The organism is Pseudomonas sp. GL_135, assembly GCF_057834665.1.
Genome location: NZ_CM174408.1, coordinates 1,493,785 through 1,518,763, shown reverse-complemented (window position 1 = coordinate 1,518,763; position 24,979 = coordinate 1,493,785). Strand labels below are relative to the sequence as shown.

20 protein-coding genes are annotated in these 24,979 nt (G+C 60.7%); 4 read left to right on the top strand and 16 right to left on the bottom strand.

Annotated elements, in window-relative coordinates; genetic code table 11:
• Positions 1-70: 70 nt before the first annotated feature.
• The 4 genes from dsbD (at position 71) to AC3ISG_RS06875 (ending at position 4,173) form a co-directional block, all read left to right on the top strand.
• Positions 71-1,846: a protein-disulfide reductase DsbD gene (gene dsbD, locus AC3ISG_RS06890; protein WP_489298818.1), complete on the top strand. Its 1,776-nt coding sequence runs from the start codon at positions 71-73 to the stop codon at positions 1,844-1,846.
• Positions 1,846-2,694, top strand: a complete 849-nt coding sequence (locus AC3ISG_RS06885; RefSeq protein ID WP_489298817.1) for a TlpA family protein disulfide reductase — start codon at positions 1,846-1,848, stop codon at positions 2,692-2,694. The genes dsbD and AC3ISG_RS06885 overlap by 1 nt, the downstream gene beginning before the upstream one ends.
• The gene (gene dsbG, locus AC3ISG_RS06880; RefSeq protein ID WP_489298816.1) at positions 2,691-3,458 is read left to right on the top strand and encodes a thiol:disulfide interchange protein DsbG; all 768 of its coding nucleotides are present in this window, start codon (positions 2,691-2,693) and stop codon (positions 3,456-3,458) included. The genes AC3ISG_RS06885 and dsbG overlap by 4 nt, the downstream gene beginning before the upstream one ends.
• A 151-nt stretch (positions 3,459-3,609) precedes the next feature.
• Entirely contained in the window at positions 3,610-4,173 is a 564-nt protein-coding gene (locus tag AC3ISG_RS06875; protein WP_122535640.1) for a TetR/AcrR family transcriptional regulator, read from the top strand.
• Between the two features lie 60 nt (positions 4,174-4,233).
• Here the strand turns inward: AC3ISG_RS06875 and fabF are convergent, their stop codons facing one another.
• The 16 genes from fabF to gyrA all read right to left on the bottom strand — a co-directional run bounded on the left by fabF (position 4,234) and on the right by gyrA (position 24,736).
• Positions 4,234-5,508 (bottom strand): beta-ketoacyl-ACP synthase II, encoded by a 1,275-nt coding sequence (gene fabF, locus AC3ISG_RS06870; RefSeq protein ID WP_489298815.1) that lies wholly within the window; start codon positions 5,506-5,508, stop codon positions 4,234-4,236.
• 40 nt (positions 5,509-5,548) lie between these two features.
• Positions 5,549-6,352 (bottom strand): SDR family NAD(P)-dependent oxidoreductase, encoded by an 804-nt coding sequence (locus AC3ISG_RS06865; RefSeq protein ID WP_489298814.1) that lies wholly within the window; start codon positions 6,350-6,352, stop codon positions 5,549-5,551.
• Between the two features lie 169 nt (positions 6,353-6,521).
• On the bottom strand, positions 6,522-6,866 hold the full coding sequence (locus AC3ISG_RS06860; RefSeq protein WP_122535643.1) for a ComEA family DNA-binding protein: 345 nt from the start codon (positions 6,864-6,866) through the stop codon (positions 6,522-6,524).
• A gap of 197 nt (positions 6,867-7,063) precedes the next feature.
• Entirely contained in the window at positions 7,064-9,058 is a 1,995-nt protein-coding gene (locus AC3ISG_RS06855) for a polysaccharide biosynthesis protein (protein WP_122535764.1), read from the bottom strand.
• 109 nt (positions 9,059-9,167) lie between these two features.
• Entirely contained in the window at positions 9,168-10,184 is a 1,017-nt protein-coding gene (locus AC3ISG_RS06850; RefSeq protein ID WP_489299462.1) for an MraY family glycosyltransferase, read from the bottom strand.
• A complete protein-coding gene (locus AC3ISG_RS06845; RefSeq protein WP_489298813.1) occupies positions 10,181-11,149 on the bottom strand; it encodes a UDP-glucose 4-epimerase family protein in 969 nt (322 codons plus the stop codon). Before AC3ISG_RS06845 ends, AC3ISG_RS06850 begins: the two co-directional genes overlap by 4 nt.
• A gap of 123 nt (positions 11,150-11,272) precedes the next feature.
• Positions 11,273-12,646 carry a phosphohexomutase domain-containing protein gene (locus AC3ISG_RS06840; protein ID WP_122535646.1) on the bottom strand — a complete coding sequence of 458 codons (1,374 nt, stop codon included), beginning with the start codon at positions 12,644-12,646 and terminating at the stop codon, positions 11,273-11,275.
• A 195-nt stretch (positions 12,647-12,841) separates the two neighbouring features.
• Entirely contained in the window at positions 12,842-13,081 is a 240-nt protein-coding gene (locus tag AC3ISG_RS06835; RefSeq protein ID WP_122535647.1) for a lipopolysaccharide assembly protein LapA domain-containing protein, read from the bottom strand.
• Positions 13,082-13,098: 17 nt separating this feature from the next.
• Positions 13,099-13,398 carry an integration host factor subunit beta gene (gene ihfB, locus AC3ISG_RS06830; protein ID WP_037011901.1) on the bottom strand — a complete coding sequence of 100 codons (300 nt, stop codon included), beginning with the start codon at positions 13,396-13,398 and terminating at the stop codon, positions 13,099-13,101.
• 201 nt (positions 13,399-13,599) lie between these two features.
• Positions 13,600-15,291 carry a 30S ribosomal protein S1 gene (gene rpsA / locus AC3ISG_RS06825; RefSeq protein WP_065992985.1) on the bottom strand — a complete coding sequence of 564 codons (1,692 nt, stop codon included), beginning with the start codon at positions 15,289-15,291 and terminating at the stop codon, positions 13,600-13,602.
• 121 nt (positions 15,292-15,412) lie between these two features.
• Positions 15,413-16,102 (bottom strand): (d)CMP kinase, encoded by a 690-nt coding sequence (gene cmk / locus AC3ISG_RS06820; RefSeq protein WP_489298812.1) that lies wholly within the window; start codon positions 16,100-16,102, stop codon positions 15,413-15,415.
• On the bottom strand, positions 16,099-18,306 hold the full coding sequence (locus AC3ISG_RS06815) for a bifunctional prephenate dehydrogenase/3-phosphoshikimate 1-carboxyvinyltransferase (RefSeq protein WP_489299461.1): 2,208 nt from the start codon (positions 18,304-18,306) through the stop codon (positions 16,099-16,101). Before AC3ISG_RS06815 ends, cmk begins: the two co-directional genes overlap by 4 nt.
• A gap of 28 nt (positions 18,307-18,334) precedes the next feature.
• Positions 18,335-19,447, bottom strand: a complete 1,113-nt coding sequence (gene hisC / locus AC3ISG_RS06810; RefSeq protein WP_489298811.1) for a histidinol-phosphate transaminase — start codon at positions 19,445-19,447, stop codon at positions 18,335-18,337.
• A gap of 53 nt (positions 19,448-19,500) precedes the next feature.
• Positions 19,501-20,595 carry a prephenate dehydratase gene (gene pheA, locus AC3ISG_RS06805; protein WP_122535649.1) on the bottom strand — a complete coding sequence of 365 codons (1,095 nt, stop codon included), beginning with the start codon at positions 20,593-20,595 and terminating at the stop codon, positions 19,501-19,503.
• Entirely contained in the window at positions 20,595-21,680 is a 1,086-nt protein-coding gene (gene serC / locus AC3ISG_RS06800; protein ID WP_122535650.1) for a 3-phosphoserine/phosphohydroxythreonine transaminase, read from the bottom strand. Before serC ends, pheA begins: the two co-directional genes overlap by 1 nt.
• Positions 21,681-21,940: 260 nt before the next feature.
• On the bottom strand, positions 21,941-24,736 hold the full coding sequence (gyrA, locus tag AC3ISG_RS06795) for a DNA gyrase subunit A (protein WP_489298810.1): 2,796 nt from the start codon (positions 24,734-24,736) through the stop codon (positions 21,941-21,943).
• Between the last annotated feature and the right edge of the window lie 243 nt (positions 24,737-24,979).

Sequence of the window (24,979 nt, the reverse complement as noted above, 5' to 3'; positions counted from 1 at the left end):
CATCGGGTTAATCGACTGTTAATCGCCACTGCGCAGGCTTCGCCCCATTCACTAAGGATGGAAAGAATGCATGCGTAATCTATGGTTGATGATGTTGATCCTTTTCCCGCTGCTGGCGCAGGCCCTGCCCGGTGGAGACCCCTTCCCGGCCAGATCCGGCCCTTCACTCTTCAGCGAGCAGCCGGATTTTCTGCCGGCCAGTAAAGCATTTAGCTTCACTTCTGAACGCTTGGCGACCGGCGAAACCCGGCTGAACTGGCAAATTGCGGACGGCTATTACCTGTATCGGCACCGGCTCAAGTTCGAAGGGCTGAGCCAGGAACAGCAGCCCGTCCTGCCGACGGGCGAGGACCATCACGACGAGTATTTCGGCCAGCAGCAGGTCTATCGGCAAACCCTTGCAGTCACGATCCCGGCCTCGGCCAGCGGTCAGATCAAAGTGGGCTGGCAGGGCTGCGCCGATGCCGGCTTGTGTTATCCACCGCAAAGCCAGCTCGTCAGTGTGAGCAGCGGCAACGGGCAACCCGCCAACGCTCAAGTCGGCGATCAGGCTGAAGATCAAGCGCTGGCCAGTGGGCTTGCGCAACGTTCTCTGGCCCTGAGCCTGCTGGCATTTTTCGGGCTGGGTCTGCTGCTGGCGTTCACCCCGTGTTCACTGCCGATGCTGCCGATCCTGGCCGGCGTGGTGGTCGGCAGCGGCGCAAGACCGGCACGAGGTTTTGCGCTGGCTGGGGTTTACGTGGTGAGCATGGCGTTGATCTACGCCGGGCTGGGCGTGGTCGCCGCGCTGTTGGGCAGCAACCTGCAATCGACCCTGCAACAGCCTTGGCTGCTGGGCAGTTTCGCAGTGCTGTTTGTGCTGCTTGCGCTGCCGATGTTTGGCTTCTTCGAGCTGCAGTTGCCAGGTTTTCTGCGCGATCGTCTGGAGAACGCCGGGCGTCAGCGCCACGGCGGCAGTCTATTGGGCGCATCTGTTCTCGGCGCGCTGTCGGGACTGATGATCGGCCCCTGCATGACCGCCCCCCTGGCGGGCGCGCTGCTGTATATCGCCCAGAGCGGCAATGCGCTGCATGGCGCCCTGGTGTTGTTCGTCATGGGCCTGGGCATGGGCCTGCCGTTGTTGCTGCTGGTCACGGCCGGCACGCGTTTTCTGCCAAAACCGGGGGCCTGGATGAACCTGGTCAAAGGCCTCTTCGGGTTTCTACTACTGGGCACGGCGCTGATCATGATCCGGCCGCTGCTCGCCGACGTGCTGTGGTTGGCGCTGTTCGGCGTGCTGCTGATCGTGGTTGCTTATAGCGCTATCCTGCAGACCCGGTTGCTGCCACGCGCCTCACTCCTCTGCGCACCCATCGGCCTGGTCGTGGGCCTGTGGGGCGTGATGATGGTGACCGGCGCGGCGGCGGGCGGCGACGATCCCTGGCAGCCGCTCAAGGTCTACAGCGGGTCGAGTTCGTCTCCCGCGATTGAGGCCGATGATGCATTCACCACTATCAAGGACCCGCAGGCCCTTGACCGGGAACTCGCCGCCGCCATAGCCACCGGCCAGTGGGTGCTGGTCGACTACTACGCCGACTGGTGCGTGTCCTGCAAGGTCATGGAGAAGAACGTGTTCGCCAAGGCTGAAACCCTGCAGGCATTGAACGGCGTGCGCCTGCTGCGCCTCGATGTCACGGCCGACAACGACGCCAGTCGCGCGCTGCTCGCTCGTTACAATGTGCTGGGCCCGCCGACGCTGGTGTGGATCGCACCGGACGGCAGCGAAAGGCGCGATCGGCGAATCACCGGCGAAGTCGACCTTGAGGGCTTTTTGCAGCACTGGGAAACGACCCGGGGGCGTGGCTGATGCTGAGTTTTTCCGTCGGGCCGTTTGCCCTGTCGCTCAACCATCTGCTGCTGCTCGTTGCCCTCGCGCTGGCGACTCTGGTCGGCTGGATCTGTGGCCGCAAGCAGAGGATCAACCCGGAACGCGCCGTGTTCGGCCTGTTCATGTTCGGGCTTCTGGTGGCGCGTCTGGCGTTCGTCGCGCGCTACTGGCCGCAGTATGAGAGTGACCCGCTGCGCATTGTCGATATCCGCGACGGCGGCTTCAGTGCCTGGCCTGGCGTGATCGCCGTTGTGGCCAGCGCCGTCACGATGGTGTGGCGACGACCGTTGCAGCGCAGGCCACTGGGGTGGGGCGTCGCCAGCGGGTTGCTGTTTTGGTGGCTGAGCAGTCTGGCGGTCGAAAGCATTCGTCAGGATGCCCCGCTGCCGGATCTGGCGCTTCGCAATGACAAGGGCGAGCGCGTTCACTTGCGTGACTACGCCGGGCGCAAGCTGGTGATCAACCTGTGGGCGACGTGGTGCCCGCCCTGCCGGAGGGAAATGCCAGTCCTGCAAGCCGCGCAACAGGCCAATCCCGACGTCGTGTTTCTGTTCGTCAATCAGGGAGAAAGCCCACGGGAGGTGGCGACCTTTCTCGGCAGCCAGGGTCTGCAACTGGACAACGTGTTGTTCGATGACAGGGGTGATCTGGGCCGACATGCCGGATCAGCCGCCCTGCCCACGACGCTGTTTTACGGCGAGAACGGCCGACAACAGGACGGGCATCTGGGCGAACTGTCCAGCGCCAGCCTGAAACATTACCTGGACGGTTTCGGCCAGCCTGTCTCCTCTTCCACCCCGTCTTCACAGCAAAGGATCATTCCATGAATTTTATTCACCCTGCGTTCATCGCCGTCGCCGTTTCGCTCAGCCTGCCAGCCTCGCTGGTTCACGCCGAAGACTTGCCCGCTCCGATCAAGGCACTGGAGGCCAAGGGCGCGACTATCAAAGGCAGCTTCGACGCGCCGGCCGGACTGAAGGGTTACGCCGCCGAGTACCAGAATCAGGGCATGGCGCTGTACCTAACCCCTGACGGCAAGCATGTGCTCGCCGGCAATCTGTTTAATGAAAAGGGCGAAGACCTGAGCACCGGGCCCCTGCAGAAACTGGTCTATGGGCCAATGGCCGAGGCGATGTGGAGCCGCATGGAAAACAGCACCTGGATCGCCGACGGTGTCAAAACCGCACCCAAAATCATCTACCTGTTCAGCGACGCCAACTGTCCGTACTGCAATCTGTTCTGGGAGCAGGCGCGGCCATGGGTCAAATCGGGGAAAGTACAGTTGCGCCACATCATGGTCGGCGTGATCCGCGAGGACAGCGCCGCCAAAGCCGCGAGCCTGCTAGCCGACGCAAACCCGGAAGTGGCTCTGCAGAAACACGAGCAGGCAGGCAAAGCCAGCACGCTCAAGGCCCTGCAAAACATCCCCAAAGACATCCAGACAAAACTCGACGCCAACATGAAACTGATGGAAGACATGGGCCTTTCGGCCACCCCGTCGATTTTCTACAAGGACGAGGCCGGACACCTCCAGCAACAACAAGGCGCGCCCCGGCCTGAGGCGCTGGCGAAAATGATGGGGCCGAAATAAAGGCGCTGTGACGCCGTCGTCATCAGCGGGCTGTAAATGAGGCGCTCTGACCGACGGCGACACGCGATCCAACGGGACTACTGCGCGGGCCTGTCAGACGTGTAAAAATGTCGACCACCATTTCAAGAGCCACAATCGGGAGGCTCGCTCCATGCGTTACGCCGAAGATCACAAAGCCCAGACCCACCAGCGCATCCTTCAGGAAGCCGCCGCGCGCTTTCGCCGTGACGGCATTGGCGCCACCGGTTTGCAGCCGTTGATGAAGGCATTGGGCCTGACCCATGGCGGTTTTTACGCCCATTTCAAATCCAAGGACGACCTGGTCGAAAAATCCCTGCGATGTGCCGTTGATCAATTGCATGCTTCACGGGCCGAGAAACTGGCCGAAGACAGCTCGACCCAGGCGTTCATCGACCTGTACCTGTCGACCGCCCATCGCGATCATCCGGAAAAGGGCTGCCCGCTGCCGACCATGGCGTCCGAGCTGGGCCAGCGGGGGCAACCGAGCGAGATCACCGACGAGTTGATCAACCGTATGCTCGCCACCCTCGAAGCCGGAATGCCGGCCGAAGGGCTGAGCCGCGACAAGAGCGTGATGCTTATGTCCGGGCTGGTGGGGGCGATGGTGCTGGCGCGCAGCGCGAAAGATCCGGCGCTGGCCGAGCGAATCCTCGAGACCACCCGCGATCAGCTCAAGCAACTGATCGAAGGCTGACCCTCACTTCCCTGCCCTCTTCGCGGCAGGGAAGCGTCACGTTTATTTCACTGAGGCCTCTCAGGGATGCCAGCGACGGAACAACACGCTGGCGTTCACGCCCCCGAAGCCAAAACCGTTCGACAGTGCGTACTCGATGTTCATCGGACGCGCCTTGCCGTGGACGATGTCGATGCCTGTCGCCGCCTCGTCAGGGTTCTCCAGATTAAGCGTCATCGGCGCGATCTGATCGCGGATCGCCAATGCCGTGAAGATCGCCTCGATACCGCCCGCTGCGCCGAGCAGGTGCCCGGTGGCGGATTTGGTCGACGTCACCGCAACACCGTTCTGGTCACCGAACACCGTTTTGATCGCCGCCATCTCTCCCTTGTCCCCCACCGGGGTGGACGTGGCGTGGGCGTTAACGTGCTGGACGTCGGCGGGTTGGATGCCGGCCTGACGGATCGCTGCGTGCATCGCCCGGCGCGCACCACTGCCATCCTCCGGCCCGGCCGTCAGGTGATAGGCGTCCGCGCTGGTGCCGTAACCGACCAGTTCGACAATGGGCGTGGCGCCGCGGGCGAGTGCGTGTTCCAGCGTTTCGATGACGATGATCCCCGCCCCCTCGCCCATGACGAAGCCGTCGCGGTCCCGATCAAAAGGCCTCGACGCGCGCTCCGGCGTGTCGTTGAAACCATTGGATAGCGCCCGCGCCGCCGCGAAGCCACCCAGGGCAACGCGATCAATGCAGGCCTCGGCGCCACCGCAGATGGCCACGTCCGCTTCACCGTTGCGGATCAGCCGCGCGGCATCGCCGATCGCCTGCACGCCCGCTGCACACGCCGTGACCGGCGCGCCCAACGGACCTTTGAAACCATGCTGGATCGACACATGCCCGGCCGCCAGATTGACCAGAAACGACGGAATGGTGAACGGCGACAAACGCCGCGGCCCACGGGTATCCGTGATGCGCACGGCCTCGGCGATGGCACCGAAACCACCCACCCCGGCGCCGATGATGGTCGCGGTGCGTTCGCGTTCTTCCTCGGTGGACGGCGCCCAACCCGCCTGCTTGACTGCCTGCTGTGCAGCGCCCAGGGCAAAGAGGATGAAGCGGTCCATCTTCTTCTGCTCCTTGGGCGGCGCGGCGGCGTCAGCATCGAACCCGGCTTCAGGGTCTTGCTCCAGCGTCGGCACCGGGCCGCCGACTTTCCCCGCCAGATCAGCCACCGTCTGCTCAGGCAACTGCACGATGCCGGAGCGGCCTTCGAGCAACCGCTTCCATACCGCCTCGACGCCGGAGCCCAATGGCGTTACCAGCCCCATACCCGTCACTACGATGCGACGCTCACTCATGGGTTCACCTTTTCCTCGTTTTTGGCAGTGGCCGGCACCGTTAAGCGCCAGCCGTTTTGTAACGCTGCGCCGCGTGCTGCAGCGACAGATTCGGGCCCAGCGCCAGCCGTGCCTGGGTGAAAGCCTGCCAGTGCGCGGCATCGGGCAGCGATGGAATGGTCACCAGCTCCTTCTGATCAAACCCGGCTAACGCGGCGTCGACCATTTCGTTGACGTCCATGACCATCTCCACCGGGAAGGCATTGATGTCCATGCCCGCGCGCTCCCAGATTTCAGTACGTGTGGCACCGGGCATTACCGCCTGAACCTGCACGCCCTTTTCGCTCATCTCGGCGGCGAGCGACTGGGTGAGGCTCAACACATACGCCTTGCTGGCGGCGTACACCGCGTTGAAGCGTTCCGGCAACAGTGGCACCACGGACGCGATGTTGATGATCGCCCCGGTACCGCGGGCCGCAAAACCGGCCGCTGCGGCGGAGGCCAGATGGGTCAGCGCAACGATATTGAGTTGGATCAGACGGTCCACTTCGCCCATATCCGATTCGGCGAGGGGCGTGCTCAGTGCAACCCCGGCGTTGTTCACCAGCAGCGTGATCAATGCGTCCGTGCGCAGCCGTTGCTCGAGGGCACTGGCGTCGGCGGGCTGGATCAAGTCGGCTTTCACCACCTCGACATTGATCGAATGTTTCGCGCGCAGATCCGTCGCCAGCGCTTCCAGACGCGCTTGGTCACGGGCCACCAGGATCAGATGAAATCCGCGCTGTGCCAAGCGGTCCGCGTAGGTGAAGCCAATGCCCGACGATGCGCCGGTGATGACAGCTTTGCCTTGATTTTGACTCGTCATGAACGTTCTCCACGGGTAATTGAGCGTAGCTGCGGAGGGATATTACGCCCGTAATTTAAAAAATAATATGTCGATCATCATTTTTATGATCGGTCCGTCAACGGCGAGCTTTGGGTTATTGCAGGCATGAAAAAGGCCGATCAGTGATCGGCCTCAGGCTCATGGGGTTTCAGTCAATCGACAGCTTGTCGCGGTTCTTGTCCAGCAGCGCCTTGCCAATGCCTTTCACTTCGATCAACTCGTCCACGGCCGTAAAGCCGCCGTGCTCTTCACGGTACGCGATGATGGCATTGGCCTTGGCGGCGCCGATGCCTGATAGCTCTTTCTGCAGGGTCTCCGCACTGGCGGCGTTGAGATTGACCTTTGAGCCCTGCACACCCAGCGGAGCGGAAATCGCAGGCTTGGCGACGTCTGCCGGCGTGGTGGCAGGGGCGGCGGAAGTCGCGGCATTCACGGCGAGGGATGTACCCGCCAGCAGCGCGAAGATCAAGGAGGACAGATAAGAAGTACGCATGAGTCATGCTCCATGGGCATCGTAAGTGGAAGCAGCATTCCTGAGCTGCTTCCCAAACCTAGCCGATGGCGGCAGTGCGTCAATGCAGGGATCGGTGACCGGATATGTCCCGGCGCGCAGGCCCGGTATATGTGGGGCTCGCGCCCGATTCAGGCCCGGTTTGGCTAAGTAAGAAAAGGTTTCCGTGGCGCGTGCACTTACGGTTCCCGACGACGCTGCTGATGGATCCAGTCGACGATATCGCCTTCCGGCGCGTAGCCGCTGACGGTGTCACCGAGGATCTGCCGAACGCGAGTGTAATCGTCATCGTCGAGCGCCTTGAGCAGATGCGAGAGGCTTTGCTTGAAGGCGTCCCACGACAGGAAGTCTTCCTGAGCGCTCATGATCATCGGGTGGCGAGTCGCCGCAACGTTGTTGCCGATCAACAGCTCCTCATAGAGCTTCTCGCCAGGCCGCAGCCCGGTAAATTCGATGGCAATGTCGCCTTGCGGGTTGTGTTCCGAGCGAATGCTCAGTCCCGACAGATGCACCATCTTCTCCGCCAGCTCGATGATGCGCACCGGCTCGCCCATGTCGAGCACGAACACGTCGCCGCCCTGCCCCATGGAACCGGCCTGGATCACCAGTTGCGCGGCTTCCGGGATAGTCATGAAATAGCGGGTGATCTTCGGGTGGGTGACCGTCAGCGGCCCGCCGGATTTGATCTGCTGATGAAACAGCGGAATCACCGAGCCGGAGGAACCCAGCACGTTGCCGAATCGCACCATGATGAATCGCGTCTTGTTGACCTGATGCACATTGGAGCGGTCGCCGAACATCACCGGCGCGGTTTCGCGGCTCAACGCCTGCAGCGTCAGCTCGGCCAGTCGCTTGGTGCTGCCCATCACGTTGGTCGGGCGCACGGCCTTGTCGGTTGAAATCAGCACGAAGTTGGCCACGCCCGCTTGGAGCGCCGCCTGGGCAGCATTCAGCGTACCGACCACATTGTTGAGCACGCCCTCGGCAATGTTGTGCTCGACCATCGGCACATGCTTGTAAGCCGCCGCGTGGTAGACGGTATTCACCTGCCAGGTTTTCATCACGTCCAGCAGTTTGGCGTGATTGCGGATCGAACCCAGAATGGGCAGCACTTTGACCTTGAGCGATTCGCGAGCGACGCGTCGCTCCAGCTCGGTGAGGATCGTGTACAGGTTGAATTCGCTGTGATCGAGCAGCAACAGCGTAGTCGGCTTCAGGAGCAGGATTTGCCGGCACAGCTCCGAACCGATCGAGCCCCCCGCCCCGGTCACCAGCACGCACTGATTCTTGATGCAGTGTTCGAGCAATTCTTCCTGGGCAGGCACGGCGTCGCGGCCGAGCAGGTCGGCGATGTCGACTTCCTGAAGATCGTCGACCTTCACCCGTCCCGCGGCCAGATCAGAGAAATTCGGCACGCTGCGCACGTGCAGCGGGAAGCCCTCGAGAAAGCCCAGAATTTCCCGTCTGCGCGCCCGGGCTGAGGACGGGACAGCCAGCAGGATCTCCTGCGCCCCAGTGACGTTGATCATCTGCTGGATGTGCTTGGGCTTGTAAACCTGCAACCCGGAAATGACCCTGTTGGAGATCGAATCATCGTCATCGATGAATGCCACCGGACGCATTGACCGGCCCATGCGCAACGCGGCAACCAACTGGTTACCCGCAGCACCGGCACCATAAACGGCCACTTTGGGCAACCCATCGTCCCGGGTCGCAAACGGAACATGGCGAACGGCGGAGAACCAGTCCCCCAGAAAATACTGACGCATGGCCAAGCGCAGGCCGCCAATCATGACCATGCTCAACCACCAGTAATTGAACATCACCGATCGCGGCACCACATGCTGGTGGTTGCTGTAGAGGTAGACGATAAACCCGAGAATCAGCGCCGACAGGCTGACTGCCTTGATGATCGCGATCAGCGCGTCGTTGCCGAAATAGCGCATGACTGCGCGATACATGCCGAAACGAATGAACAGCGGGATAGCAACAACGGGCGCACAGGCGAACAGCCAGGTGTGGATTTCCAGGGGGTTGATGAGTTCGTCGATGCCCAGGCGGACGACAAACGCCATCCACAAGGCAAACCAGATCAGACAGACGTCTGCGGCGACCTGCATGATCCGCTTGTGCCGGCGAGGCAACGCCAGCAGCGAAGTACGAATTTTCTCCATTTTCCCCTCAAGCACGCGTTCAAACTCCTTCCAGTCGACCCCTGCGTTGACCATTGATTCCTGTCCCGCCGGGGATTCGGATCAACAGCTTCAGCGCCAATGTCCACACTCAGCTCTTTTCAAGCGCCCCTGCTTTGAACAGGACTGCCAGAGCGAGCAGTGGAGCGTAAGCAATGATCACGCCGAGTGCGCCGTCCAGATTGAAACGGGTGACACACACAGCGACCGGCAACAGCCAGCACAGATTGATTACACCGACTGCGGACGTCACCGGAAGGTGCTTGCCAAAACGTCGCGAGGCGAATTGATAAGCGTGACTTCTGTGAGCCTCATAGACCTTGTCGCCCCGAACGAGCCGACGGATGAGGGTTACTGTAGCGTCTACGATGAAAACCCCGAGGAGAATAAGCCATACCCACAAGAACTGCGAGGAAATCCACGTGCCCTGCAGTGATAGACAGCCCAGCATGATGCCGAGGAATCCGCTGCCGGCGTCGCCCATGAAGATCTTTGCTGGGGGAAAATTCCAGAACAGAAAGCCCGTCACTGCGCACGCCAGCAGGACCGGCAGCCACACCATCGAGGCGAAACCGCTCAGCGCGTAGATGAGCGCCGCGCCCACGCAGACACAGATCGCCTCAACGCTGGCAATGCCATCGATGCCGTCCATGAAGTTATACAGATTGAGCAGCCACACCAGATAGAACGCCGCCAGCACGTTAACAATCAAGCCCGGCGCCAGCGTCATGCCGAACACGCTGATCGCAGGAAGACCACCCAGCCAGAACAACGCCCACGCCGCAGCAAAAAAATGCCCCAGCAGACGCCATCGCGCTGCGATATGACCATGATCGTCGAGAAACCCCAGTGCGGCGATCAATGCGCCCGCGCCAGACATGGCCAGAAACAGGTCGCGCCCCAACAGTCCTGTAGAGACCATCCAGACCAGTACAACCAGGTAACTGATGACAATCGCCACACCGCCGCCGCGCGGCGTCGGAATCGTATGGGAGCTTCTGCCGTTGGGAATATCAATCAGGCTCTTGTGCAGCGCATACCGGCGCAATACATGCGTCAGCGCAGACGAAAAGAACACAACAGCAACCGCGACCCACCAATAGTTCATGCTCGATCCGTAACCAGAAAATGCTCGACGGTCTTCTTCAAGCCGTCCTCTACCGATACCGGGGGCTGCCACTGCAACCGCTCGCGGTTTTTGCTGATGTCCACCCGCAGCGATCCCAGCACCCGCTCGGCCGCGGATTTGCGACCCAACAGGGTGGCGCCGAGCATGATAAGGGATTCGGGGACCGGAATGAGCCAACCGGATGCAGGCAGGTGCGCGCTGAGGCGGCTGGCCAGCTCAGTGGTCGACAGGTCCCGGCCATCACTGACCAGAAAGACCTGATTCGCGGCAGCAGGATGATCGATGCAAACCTGGATAAGGTCGATCAGGTTATCCAGCGAAACCAGACTGCGTGCGTTGTTCACTGAACCGAGGGGTAACGGCACACCTCTGCGCAACGTGCGCATCAGTTGCAGGAAATTGGCTTTGACCCCGGGCCCGTACACCAGGACCGGACGGATGATCACCACTTCCATCGTAGAGGTCTTTGCGAGGGTCAGAAGGCCCTGTTCCGCTTCGTGCTTGGAAATGGCGTAGGGATCGCTCGGATTGGGAGCGTCGTCCGCACGAAAGCATTCGCCCCGTGCCGTTGATTCGCCGTTGACCTTGATCGTACTGATGAAGATGAAGCGCCGGACACCGGCTGCAGCGGCCTGCTCCGCCAGATGCAGCGTGCCGAGGGTGTTGACCTCCCGGTACAGCGAAAGCGGGTCAGCGGCCGTGTCGCGCATGACATGCACACGCGCTGCTGCATGAACGACCGTATCGACGTCGTGCAGGACTGTCTGCCATGGGGTATCGGCATTCAGCCCGGCAACAATGGCCGTCGTAACGTTTGGAGAAGAGTGGGTCGTCGCTTGTCTGCTGAGCGCGACAATGTGCGCGTCAGACAGGTGTGCAAGGTGGTCAACCAGCGCTGTTCCTAAAAATCCCGAACTCCCTGTTACCAGGATTTTTCTGGTCATATCCGATCCATGCACATAAAGATTCGCCGTCCATCATGACGGCCGCTGCATGGCAGCGGCGCCATTGTAGACGATTGACTCGCGGCCCCGCCATTCAGTCAGCAGGGCCGTGCGCCAGGTGCATCACTTGCCGTTGATCAGCGCTTCGATCTCTTTGACCTTGGCTTCTACCAGGGCTGGATCACGGCGGCTTTCCACGTTCAGACGCAGCAAGGGCTCGGTGTTCGAGCCGCGCAGGTTAAAGCGCCATTCGGCGAACTCGAGGCTAATGCCGTCGGTTCTGTCGATGTTCGAGCAAGACGGCGTGTAGTGTTCCAGGATCTTGGCGATGATGGATTTGACGTCTTCAACCTTGTAGTTGATTTCGCCGCTGCACGGGTAGGCCGCCATGCGCTCATCAACCAGTTGCGAGAACTTCTTGCCGGACACGGACATCAGCGCGGCGACCAGCAGCCACGGGATCATGCCGCTGTCGCAGTAGGCGAAATCGCGGAAGTAGTGGTGAGCACTCATCTCGCCGCCATACACGGCATCTTCCAGCCGCATGCGCTCCTTGATGAACGCGTGGCCGGTTTTGCACAGCACCGGCGTACCGCCCGCCTGCTTGACCTGATCGATGGTGTTCCAGGTCAGGCGTGGGTCATGAATGATTTTCGAGCCAGGGTGTTGCTTGAGCAGCATTTCGGCCAGCAGGCCAACGAGGTAGTAGCCCTCGACGAAACGGCCTTGCTCGTCAAAGAAGAAGCAGCGGTCGAAATCGCCGTCCCAGGCCAGGCCCAGGTCGCAACCGTGCTTGAGCAGCGCGTCGCGGGTGATGCTGCGGTTTTCCGGGAGCAGCGGGTTCGGCACGCCGTTGGGGAAGTTGCCATCCGGTTCAGCGTTGATGATCACCCACTCGAACGGCAGCTGGGAGCGGATCGCGTCCAGTGCAGGACCCACAGCGCCATTGCCCGGGTCGGCCAGGATCTTCAATGGACGCAGGTCGGCACCTTTGACGTAGGTCAGCAGGTGTTCGATGTAGGCGGTTTTGTCCGGCTTGGACTGGACGCTGCCGTGCTGAGCGGCGACCTGACCGAAGTCTCCCGCATCCACGCGCTGGCGAATGGCATCGAGCCCGGTGTCGCCGCTGATGGGACGGGACGATTTCTGGACCAGCTTCATGCCGTTATAACCCTTCGGGTTATGACTGGCTGTGACCATCACGCCGCCGTCTGCATCGTAGTGGCTGGTGGCGAAGTAGACTTCTTCGGTGCCGCACAGGCCGATGTCGATGACATCGGCGCCGGCTTCCTGAATGCCTTTGATCAATGCCTGAGCGAGAGCCGGGCTTTCAAGACGCATGTCTCTGCCTACAACGATATTTTTGGCACCCAGTTCAACAACCATGGACCGCCCGATGCGGTACGCGATGTCATCATCGAGGTCATTGGGCACTTGGCCACGGATGTCGTAGGCCTTGAAGCAGCGAGTCTGCAGAGCGGGATAGTCGGAACTCATGTGTAAAAACCTATGCGACGAAAAAACCCGAAGGTTCCTCTGTTCAGTAGAAGCAGCTCGAATAACGAACTGCACGCAACCCTCGCGCCTGAAAGCTTGAGGCGTGGGTTAGGCATTAAAAAAGGAGATTAGTTATAAGTGCGCTTGTAATTATCTTCAGCGCAAGCGCTGAGGTGTCTGGCGCGCGGGATTCTATCAGGGCAGACGTGACGCTTTGGGCTTCCTGCGCAGACGCGCGATTGAGACCAACAGGGGGCCAATCAGCATGCCCACCAGCAGTGCAAAGATCACCGGCACGGCGACAGGCAGCTCGGGCGCATTCCAGCCAAAGAACACCAATGCAACGGCTTGCTGGTTTTCCAGCACAAATACAACAATCGCCGCTGCGATCAACAGGGCGATAACTAAAAAGATCAGACGCTTTACATTTCGCATGAGAACCCCTCAAAGAGCTATTGGAGCTCATGCTCCTCTTCTTCGTTCACCCGGTCGCGGAGCTCTTTGCCTGGTTTGAAGTGAGGGACAAACTTGCCGTCGAGGCTGACAGACTGACCTGTCTTTGGATTACGGCCTACGCGGGGCGCGCGGTAATGCAGCGAGAAGCTGCCGAAGCCGCGTATTTCAATACGGTCGCCCGTCGCAAGGCACTGCGACATCTGCTCAAGCATGGTCTTGATGGCCAACTCCACATCTTTGGATGAGAGCAGTCCTTGATGGGTGACAATTCGTTCGATCAACTCCGACTTCGTCATATTTTTCCCTTCTTTTTCAAGCAGCTAGGTAAAGCGCTTTGAAGGTTTTAGCATGACCTGAAGGATTTGAACAGAGTGTGTCCGGACTTAAATGAGACGAGCTTCCAGATCGTCAACCGGCCAATGGCCGAATCTGCCGTAAAACACCCGCCCACAAAAAAGGGCGACCGAAGTCGCCCTTTTTCAATGGTCAGACAGAACTCAGTTCTGTTTTTCCATTTGAGCACGCAGCAGGTCACCCAGAGTGGTAGGACCAGTGCTTTCAGCGGTTTCAGGCTTGCTACGCAGGCTCTGAATCGCTTCTTTCTCGTCTTCAACGTCTTTCGACTTGATGGACAAGCTGATCACGCGGCTCTTGCGGTCAACGCTGATGATCTTGGCTTCGATCTCTTCGCCTTCTTTCAAAACGTTACGCGCGTCTTCAACGCGGTCACGGCTGATTTCGGAGGCTTTGAGGGTCGCTTCGATGTCGTCGGCCAGAGTGATGATGGCGCCTTTGGCGTCAACTTCTTTAACGATACCGCGAACGATAGCGCCTTTGTCATTGACAGTGACGTACTCGGAGAACGGATCGCTTTCCAGCTGCTTGATGCCCAGCGAGATGCGCTCACGCTCTGGATCAACCGACAGGATCACGGTGTCAAGCTCGTCGCCCTTCTTGAAACGACGTACGGCTTCTTCGCCCACTTCGTTCCAGGAGATGTCGGACAGGTGAACCAGACCGTCGATGCCGCCGTCCAGACCAATGAAGATACCGAAATCGGTGATCGACTTGATGGTGCCGGAGATCTTGTCGCCCTTGTTGAACTGGCCAGAGAAATCTTCCCACGGGTTAGATTTGCACTGTTTGATGCCCAGGGAGATACGACGACGCTCTTCGTCGATGTCCAGAACCATGACTTCCACTTCGTCGCCAACCTGAACGACTTTAGACGGGTGGATGTTCTTGTTGGTCCAGTCCATTTCGGAAACGTGTACCAGGCCTTCCACGCCTTCTTCCAGCTCTGCGAAGCAGCCGTAGTCGGTCAGGTTGGTAACACGCGCGGTGACGCGAGTGCCTTCCGGGTAACGAGCCTTGATAGCAACCCATGGATCTTCACCCAGTTGCTTCAGACCCAGGGAAACACGATTGCGCTCGCGATCGTACTTCAGGACCTTTACATCGATCTCATCGCCAACGTTGACGATTTCCGATGGATGCTTGATACGCTTCCAGGCCATGTCGGTGATGTGCAGCAGGCCATCGACGCCACCCAGATCGACGAATGCGCCGTAATCGGTGAGGTTCTTGACGATACCCTTGACCTGTTGGCCTTCCTGCAGCGATTCCAGCAGAGCTTCGCGCTCGGCGCTGTTTTCGGCTTCCAGGACACTGCGACGGGAAACGACAACGTTGTTGCGCTTCTGGTCCAGCTTGATGACCTTGAATTCCAGCTCTTTGCCTTCCAGGTGCGTGGTGTCGCGCACTGGACGGACGTCAACCAGAGAACCTGGCAGGAACGCACGGATGCCGTTAACGTCGACTGTGAAGCCGCCTTTAACCTTACCGTTGATAACGCCCTTGACCACTTCCTCAGCTGCGAAAGCCGCTTCCAGAACGATCCAGCACTCGGCACGCTTGGCTTTTTCGCGGGACAGCTTGGTTTCGCCAAAGCCGTCTTCGACCGCGTCCAGCGCAACGTGCACTTCATCGCCAATCTTGATGGTCAGCTCGCCAGCGTCGTTGTGGAACTGCTCCAGCGGGATGAGGCCTTCAGACTTCAGACCAGCGTGAACGGTGACCCAACCAGCCTGGTAATCGATATCGACGATGATCGCGGTGATGATCGAACCGGCCTGAAGGTTAAGAGTCTTTAGGCTTTCTTCGAAAAGTTCAGCAAAGCTTTCGCTCATTTTAATTCCTGTTGATAAGGGCGAAGAATACGCCCATCTGCCACGCTCCAGACAACGTGGGTTTCGTTCATATGAAAGAAAGCCTGCGGGACTATGACTGGTCTCCCACATGGCTTTCTGGTCATCCGGCGAGATCGCGGAGTGCGACTTCACTCAGGATGCGTTCAAGCACCTGCTCGATGGACAATTCGGTGGAATCCAGCTGAATGGCGTCATGCGCCGGCTTGAGCGGGGCTACCGCTCGCTGGGTGTCGCGCTCGTCGCGGACACGGATCTCATCTAGCAGACTCGGCAGACTAACATCGTCACCCTTGGCCTTCAACTGCAAATATCGCCGGCGGGCACGCTCGTCGACGCTGGCCGTCAGAAAAATCTTCAATGGCGCGCCGGGAAAGACCACCGTGCCCATGTCGCGGCCGTCGGCAATCAGGCCCGGAAACTCCTGAAACGCCCGCTGGCGCTGCAACAATGCTTCGCGAACCGCCGGCAACGAGGCCACCTGCGACGCGCCACTGCCTACGTGTTCATTGCGGATGGCCGACGTCACGTCCTCACCTTCCAGGATAATGCGCTGACCGTGGTCGTCGGTCGCTGCCATGAACTGCACATCCAGATGCGCGGCCAGCAGCTTCAATGCTTCTTCATTGGTCAGGTCGACACCATGGTTGACTGCGGCGAAGGCCAGCAGCCGATACAGCGCGCCGGAATCCAGCAGGGACCAGCCCAGACGTTCGGCCAGCTTGCCCGCCACTGTGCCCTTCCCGGAACCGCTAGGTCCGTCGATCGTAATGACCGGAGCTTGAACTTTCACGATTGCCCCTCTTGCGTTACACGAATACCCACCTGAGCACACAGCGTCAGGAAACTGGGAAATGAAGTCGCCACATTGGCGCAGTCCCGGATGTGGATCGGGCTGCCCGCGCGCAGCGACGCGATACTGAATGCCATGGCGATGCGGTGATCACCTTGCGCATTGATTTGACCACCGCCGACGGTTCCACCATCAATAATGATGCCATCTGCAGTCGATTCAATGTTTATACCGAGCGTCGCCAGACCGTCGGCCATGGCTTGAATGCGGCCGGATTCCCTGACACGCAGGGCCTGGGCACCGTTAAACACGGTTCGCCCTTCGGCGCACGCGGCGGCAGTGAGAAGTGCCGGAAGCTCGTCGGTAGCCAGGAGCACCAGCGCCCGGGGTATATCGATCCCTTTGAGGCGGGCATGGCGCACGCGCAGATCCGCCACCGGCTCACCGCCGGCGTCGCGCGGGTTAAGCAGCGTGATGTCCGCACCCATCAGGCGCAGGATATCGATAACGCCCGAGCGCGTCGGGTTGACGCCCACGCCTTCCAGAATCAGGTCGGAGCCTTCGGCGATGGAGGCTGCCGCCAGGAAAAACGCCGCCGAAGAAATATCAGCGGGCACTTCGATGCGTGCGGCCTTGAGCTCTACCCCTGACTGCAGCGCCGCAGTCCCGTCATGGACAGCAACCGAATGGCCGAACCCTTGCAGCATACGCTCGGTATGGTCCCTGGTCGGCGCCGACTCATGCACCATCGTTGTGCCATTTGCGTAAAGACCGGCGAGCAACAGCGCGGATTTCACCTGAGCGCCGGGCAACGGCATGTCGTAGCGGACGGCCTGAAGCCCCTGCCCGCCGCGAACGGTCAGCGGCGGTCGGCCGTCCTCTGCGGTTTCGATCACCGCGCCCATCTGACGCAGTGGCTCGACGACACTGGTCATCGAGCGCCGGGACAGCGACGCATCGCCGGTCAGCACGCTGTCGAATCGCTGCGCGACCAACAGGCCACAAAGCAGGCGCATCGACGTGCCGGAGTTACCGAGGTATAGCGGCCCCGGCGCAGGTTGAAGCCCGTCAAGCCCAACGCCATGAATGGTCAGGCGACCGTGGTGCGGCCCTTCGATGACCACGCCCATGTCGCGGAAGGCCTGCAAGGTCGCCAGCGCGTCTTCGCTCTCAAGAAAGCCTTCGACGACGCTGGTGCCTTGGGCCAGTGACCCGAGCATGATCGCCCGGTGGGAAATCGACTTGTCCCCCGGCACGCGAACCCGCCCCCTGACCACGCCGCCCGGCTGGGCAATAAAGCTGAGGTCGGCGCCTGAGGTTTTTTCAACGTAAGCACGACGGGCGAGGATATTGCCGAAATGCTCCCGGGCGACGCGAGCCCGGGTGAACACACCGAGCAACTGATGTCCGTCGCCTGCATCGACCGCGTCGCGCAACGCATCCAGGTCGCTGCGGAAGGTGTCGAGGGTGCGCAGCACCGCCTCGCGATTCGCCAGGAAGATGTCATGCCACATCACCGGATCGCTGCCGGCGATGCGCGTAAAGTCGCGGAAGCCGCCCGCGGCATAACGGAAGATATCGAGGTTTTCGTTGCGCTTGGCCAGGGAATCCACCAGACCGAAGGCCAGGAGGTGAGGCAAATGACTGGTCGCCGCCAGCACTTCATCGTGACGCTCGACCTGCATGTGCTCGACGTCAGCGCCCAGAGCCGACCAGAGACGATCGACCAGCGCCAGCGCAGAAGGGTCGGTTTCAGCCAGCGGTGTAAGGATGACTTTGTGCCGCTTGAACAGCTCGGCGTTGGAGGCTTCCACCCCGCTCTGCTCGGAACCGGCAATCGGGTGCCCGGGCACGAAGCGTGCGGGCATCACACCAAACGCTTCGCGGGCAGCACGGACCACATTGCCCTTGGCGCTGCCGACATCGGTGAGCACGGCATTGCCCAGGTCCAGGCCTGCCAGTATCCCGAGGAGCTTTTCCATGGCCAAAATCGGCACGGCCAACTGAATGACGTCCGCGCCTGTGCAAGCGGCAGCGAGACTGTCTTCACAGCGATCAACCACGCCCAGTTCGACGGCCAGTGTGCGCGATTGCGGGTCGAGATCGACGCCCACCACTTCGCGACACAAGCCACTCTCCCTCAAGCCTTTGGCGAATGACCCTCCGATCAAGCCGAGGCCGACCACCACCAGGCGGCCGATCACAGGCTCAGCGGGTTGCAGCGACATGACATCAACCACGCGCCAAAACCTTGCTCAACGCCTCAAGAAAGCGGCTGTTTTCTGCTGGCAGACCAATGCTCACCCGCAGATGATGGGGCATGCCGTAACCGCCGACCGGTCGAACGATGACGCCTTCGCGCAGCAATCCTTCATAAACCGAAGCGGCTTCGCGGCCCAGATCAACGGCGATGAAGTTGGCTTTGGAGGGAATCCAGCCCAGGCCCATCCGCCCCAGCCCTTCTTCGAGCTGCTGCATGCCGGCTTCATTCAGCTGACGGCTTTGCGCAACATAGTCAGCATCGTCCAGCGCGGCGCAGGCAGCTGCCAGTGCAAGGCTGTTGACGTTGAATGGCTGACGCACGCGGTTCAGCACGTCGGCCACGACCGGCGAGGACAACGCATAACCGACGCGCAACGACGCCAGGCCATAGGCCTTGGAGAACGTCCGCGAAACCAGCAAGTTCGGATAGGCATTCAGGAAGTCGAGCCCGTCAGGCAGTTCCGCACCTTCGGCGTATTCAATGTAAGCCTCGTCCAGCACAACCAGCACGTCCCTGGGCACCTGAGCGAGGAAGTCCGCCAAAGCGCCCGGCCCGAACCAAGTCCCGGTGGGGTTGTTCGGGTTGGCGATGAAGACGACCCGGGTGTTGCTGTCGATGGCGGCGAGCATGGCCGGCAGGTCGTGCCCCCAATTCTTTGCCTTGGCAATGTGAGCGGTTGCGCCCACGGCCTGGGTGACGATTGGATAGATCGCGAACGCGTGTTCGCTGAACACCGCATTGAGCCCCGGGGCCAGATAGGCACGGGCGACGATTTCCAGAATGTCATTGGAGCCGTTGCCGAGCGTCACTTGCTGAGGCTGCACTCCACAGGCCTGCGACAAGCGCTGCTTGAGTTCGAAACCATTGCCGTCGGGGTAGCGGGTCAATTCCGCCAGCGCATCGGTGATTGCCTGCAACGCCCTGGGGCTGGCGCCCATCGGGTTTTCGTTGCTCGCCAGCTTGATGATGCGCGCCGGATCGATACCCAGCTCACGGGCCAGTTCGTCCACCGGTTTGCCGGGAACGTAAGGCGATAGTTTTTGCACGCCGGGCTGTGCCAGCGCGAGGAAGTCGCCGCTCATGTATCGCATTACCTTTTCAGTGAAACCTGTGGGCTACAAGTCCGGACGCAGGATCAAAGCACTGCCTTCGGATAGGAACCCAACACCTTGAGCGCCACGGCTTCCTGGCTGATTTGCTCGAGAACGGCCTTGATCAGCGGGTCGCGGTAGTGGCCGACGAAATCGATGAAAAACACGTAGGTCCATTTACCGCTTCGCGAAGGCCGCGTCTCGATCCGCGTCAGGTCGATGCCGTTTTCGTGGAAAGGCACCAGCAGTTCATGCAGCGCGCCGGGCTTGTTGCTCATCGACACAATGATCGACGTCTTGTCGTCGCCAGTCGGCGGCACTTCCTGATTGCCGATCATGAGGAAACGCGTGGAGTTGTCCGGACGGTCTTCGATCTTCTCGGCAATCCGCGTCAAGCCGTAAAGGCCCGCCGCCATATCACCGGCGATCGCCGCCGAGTTCCACTCACCCTTGACCCGCTTGGCCGCCTCGGCATTGCTGGCGACAGCGACGCGCTCGACGTTCGGGTAGTGCGCGTCCAGCCATTTGCGACATTGCGCCAGGGACTGCGCGTGGGAATAGATGCGGCTGATGCTGTCGGTCTTGGTGCTCTCGCCCACCAGCAGATGATGGTGAATACGCAGCTCGACTTCGCCACAGATGACCATGTCGTGCTCAAGAAAGCTGTCGAGGGTGTGGTTGACCGCACCTTCGGTGGAGTTCTCCACCGGGACGACGCCGAAGTTCACCGCACCGGCGACGACTTCGCGGAACACTTCGTCGATCGCAGCCATCGGCTTGCTGATCACGGCGTGGCCAAAATGCTTCAGCGCCGCCGCCTGGGTAAAGGTGCCTTCCGGGCCGAGATACGCGACCTTGAGCGGCTGCTCAAGCGCAAGGCACGAGGACATGATTTCGCGGAACAGGCGCGCCATCTCTTCGTTGCTCAAAGGGCCACGATTACGCTCCATGACGCGCTTAAGCACCGCGGCTTCACGTTCAGGCCGATAAAACACCGGTACTTCGCCAGCCGGGAGACCGGCCATCTTGACGCGCGCGACTTCCTGGGCACAGCGGGCGCGCTCGCTGATCAGCTCCAGAACCTTTTCGTCCAGGCTATCGATGCGGACCCGCAGTGCCTTGAGCTCTTGTTCAGACATTAGCCGTGTTCCTTCTCGAACTCTGCCATGTAGGCGGTCAGGGCATTGACCGCATTGATGTCGATGGCGTTGTAGATGGAGGCGCGCATGCCGCCTACCGAACGGTGGCCCTTGAGGTTCAGCAGATTGCGCGCTTCGGCACCCGCGAGGAACGGCTTGTCCAGGCGATCATCGGCCAGACGGAACGGCACGTTCATCCACGAGCGATCGGAGGGGTTGATCGGGTTGCTGTACAAGCCGCTGGCGTCGATGAAGTCGTACAGCGTGCGCTGCTTGAGCTCATTGCGCACGGCCATGGCCTCGACGCCGCCCTGCTCTTTCAGCCATTCGAAGACCAGACCGGACAGGTACCAGGCCAGCGTTGGCGGCGTGTTGTACATGGATCCGTTGTCGGCGGCGACTTTGTAGTTGAGCATCGTTGGACACAGCGAGCGCGCGCGACCCAGCAGGTCCTCGCGGATGATCGCCACGACAATGCCGCTCGGGCCGATGTTCTTCTGGGCGCCAGCGAAGATCATGCCGAAACGCGACACGTCGAGACGGCGCGAAAGAATGTCCGAAGACATGTCAGCAACCAGCGGCACGTCGCCGGTTTCCGGAATCCAGTTGAATTGCAGACCGCCAATGGTCTCGTTGGGCACGTAGTGAACGTAGGCGGCGTCTTTCGACAGCTTCCACTCGCTCTGACCGGGGATAGCGAAGTAATCGGCGGGTTTGGCGCTGGCGGCCACATTGATATTGCCGTAGCGCGATGCTTCTTCAATGGCTTTCTGCGACCAGATGCCGGTGTCGATGTAGTCGGCCGTGCCGTTTTCCGGCAGCAGGTTTAACGGAACCTGAGCGAATTGCTGACTGCCGCCGCCTTGAAGAAACAGCACTTTGTAGTTTGAGGGGATGGACAGCAGGTCGCGAAAATCCTGCTCCGCCTTGGTGGCGATGGAGACGAACTCGTCGCTGCGATGGCTCATTTCCATGACGGACAGGCCTTTGCCATGCCAGTCCAGGAGTTCGGCCTGGGCGCGCAGCAGAACAGCTTCAGGGAGCGCGGCAGGACCTGCGCAGAAGTTAAAGGCTCGCTTGCTCATATCCACTCTCGTCGTGTCACTGAATTAATTTGGAACGGGTGAAGTGCGGGAAGGTGCAGGACAGGGACTGCATTGTGTCAGAAGATACGCATCGCGACCGTCGTTACCTCCGGTTGCTCCTACAGACGTTCTCTGGTCGGGCGCTGAGATCGACTGTAGGAGCAGTCGGAGTTTGCGACGGTCGCGAAAGCGGTCTGCCTGACAGCGTGCGCCCCATGATTCTAAGGAGGGGGCCGGATCGCCAGCCCCCCCTTTCAGCGTTACGCCTGCGGCTCGTCTTCGTCAGCCGCGGGATCCGCTTGCACATCGTCAGCGGACTCGTCGGTTTCGGCGGCGCCAATAACGTCGCCGTCAACCTCATCTGCGTCGAACGCCTCGCCTTCCAGCTCTTCGCCCTCGACTTCCGATGGTTCCTGAACGCGCTCCAGACCGACCAGTTTCTCGTCCTTGGCCAGCTTGATCAGGGTCACGCCCTGAGTGTTACGGCCCAGACTCGAGACCTCGCCAACACGGGTACGCACCAGCGTGCCCTGGTCGGAAATCAGCATGATCTCCTCGCCTTCCTGCACCTGAACGGCGCCGACCAGACGGCCGTTACGCTCGTTGCTGACCATGGCGATGACGCCCTGACCGCCACGCTTGTACTCAGGGAACTCGGTGATCGCGGTGCGCTTGCCGTAGCCACGCTCGGAAGCGGTGAGGATCTGGCTGCCCTGCTCCGGAATCAGCATGGAAATCAGCTTCTGCCCTTCCGGCAGACGCATGCCGCGCACACCGCGAGCGGTACGGCCCATGGCGCGCACTTCGGATTCCTTGAAGCGGGTGACCTTGCCGCCGTCGGAGAACAGCATGATTTCCTGCTCGCCATCGGTGACGGCCGCGGAAATCAGAATGTCGCCTTCGTCCAGCTCCAGCGCAATCAGGCCAACGCTGCGTTGACGACTGAACGCCACCAGCGGGGTCTTCTTGACGGTACCGTTGGCGGTTGACATGAAGATGAACGGGGCCTTCTTCTTGTCGGCAGCCTTGATGCGCGCCTTGCGCTCTTCTTCGGTCTCGTTGCTGTTTTCGAGGTCTTCGGCGTCGGCGTCCACGCCTTCGGCTTCTTCTTCGTCAGCCCGCTTGCGCATGGCTTCGAGGTCGACCGGCAGCATAGTGGTGATGTATTCGCCTTCGCTCAGCGGCAACAGGTTGACCAGCGGACGACCACGGGCGGCGCGGGACGCTTCCGGGATCTCGTAGGTCTTGAGCCAGTACACCTTGCCTTTGCTGGAGAACATCAGCAGCGTGGTGTGGCTGTTGGCGACCAGCAGGTGAGCGATGTAGTCCTCATCCTTGACGCCGGTGGCCGACTTGCCTTTGCCGCCGCGACGCTGGGCCTGATAGACGGCCAGCGGCTGAGTCTTGGCGTAGCCACCGTGGGAGATGGTCACGACGCGCTCTTCTTCGGGGATCATGTCGCCGAGGGTCAGGTCCAGGCGCGCATCGAGGATCTCGGTGCGACGCACATCGCCGTATTCGGCGCGGATCAGCTCCAGCTCTTCGCGGATGACTTCCATCAGGCGCGTGGCGCTGTTGAGGATGCGCAGCAGCACGCCGATCTGAGTCAGGATTTCCTGGTACTCGGTCAGCAGCTTCTCGTGTTCCAGACCGGTCAGGCGGTGCAGACGCAGTTCGAGGATGGCCTGAGCCTGTTCCGGCGACAGGAAATACTTGCCGTCACGCATGCCGTACTGAGGATCGAGGTTTTCCGGGCGGGAGGATTCGGCGCCTGCGCGCTCGACCATCTCGACCACGGCGCTGGATTCCCAAGGTGTGCTGATCAGGCCTTCTTTCGCTTCGGCCGGTGTCGGCGAGGCTTTGATGAGGGCGATGACCGGGTCGATGTTCGACAGGGCAACGGCCTGACCTTCGAGGATGTGACCCCGCTCGCGGGCCTTGCGCAGTTCGAACACGGTGCGGCGGGTAACCACTTCGCGACGGTGACGAATAAAGGCTTCCAGCAGGTCCTTGAGGTTCAGGATGCGTGGGCGGCCGTCGATCAGCGCAACAATGTTGATACCGAAGACGCTTTGCAGCTGGGTCTGGGCGTAAAGATTGTTGAGGATGACCTCAGGCACTTCGCCGCGACGCAGCTCGATGACCACGCGCATGCCGTCCTTGTCGGACTCGTCGCGCAGTTCGGTGATGCCTTCAAGCTTCTTCTCTTTGACCAGCTCGGCGATCTTCTCGATCAGACGCGCCTTGTTCAGCTGGTACGGCAGTTCGGTGATGACGATCTGCTGGCGACCACCGACCTTGTCGATGTCTTCGACCATGGAGCGGGCGCGCATGTATATGCGGCCACGGCCGGTTTTGTAGGCTTCGACGATGCCCGCACGGCCGTTGATGATCGCGGCGGTCGGGAAGTCGGGGCCGGGGATGTACTGCATCAACTCGTCGACGGTGAGGTCGCCGTTGTCGATGAGCGCCAGACAGCCGTCGATGACTTCACCGAGGTTGTGCGGCGGAATGTTGGTCGCCATGCCCACGGCGATGCCGCTTGAGCCGTTGACCAGCAGGTTGGGAATACGGGTCGGCATGACCGCGGGGATCTGTTCGGTGCCGTCGTAGTTCGGCACCCAGTCCACGGTTTCCTTGTGCAGGTCGGCCAGCAGCTCGTGGGCCAGCTTGGTCATGCGCACTTCGGTGTATCGCATGGCGGCGGCGTTGTCGCCGTCCACGGAGCCGAAGTTGCCCTGGCCGTCTACCAGCAGGTAGCGCAGGGAAAAGGGTTGGGCCATACGAACGATGGTGTCGTAGACCGCGGTGTCGCCATGCGGGTGGTACTTACCGATAACGTCACCGACCACACGGGCGGATTTCTTGTACGGCTTGTTCCAGTCGTTACCCAGTTCGCTCATCGCGAACAGTACCCGGCGGTGCACGGGCTTCAAGCCGTCGCGCGCATCGGGCAGAGCTCGTCCGACGATGACGCTCATCGCGTAGTCGAGGTAGGACTGCTTCAGCTCGTCTTCGATATTGACCGGGAGGATTTCTTTGGCCAGTTCGCCCATGAGAAGCCTGATTCCTTTTTCTGGTGAAACCTCGCTCAGCCGTACGGGATGAACAAGGCTTGCCGCTGCCGACGATTGTCAGGCAACGACTTACGACAAATCAGCGAGTTATGCCATGAATAGGCGCAGTTATCAGGGTCGCCATGCGGCCCTTTGGAAAGCGCCGGATGGTACCACAATCGCCGTCAGGCACGAAGTGTTTGCAGGTGCCGCGAACAAGCCATTTCGCCAGCAGACGCCTGA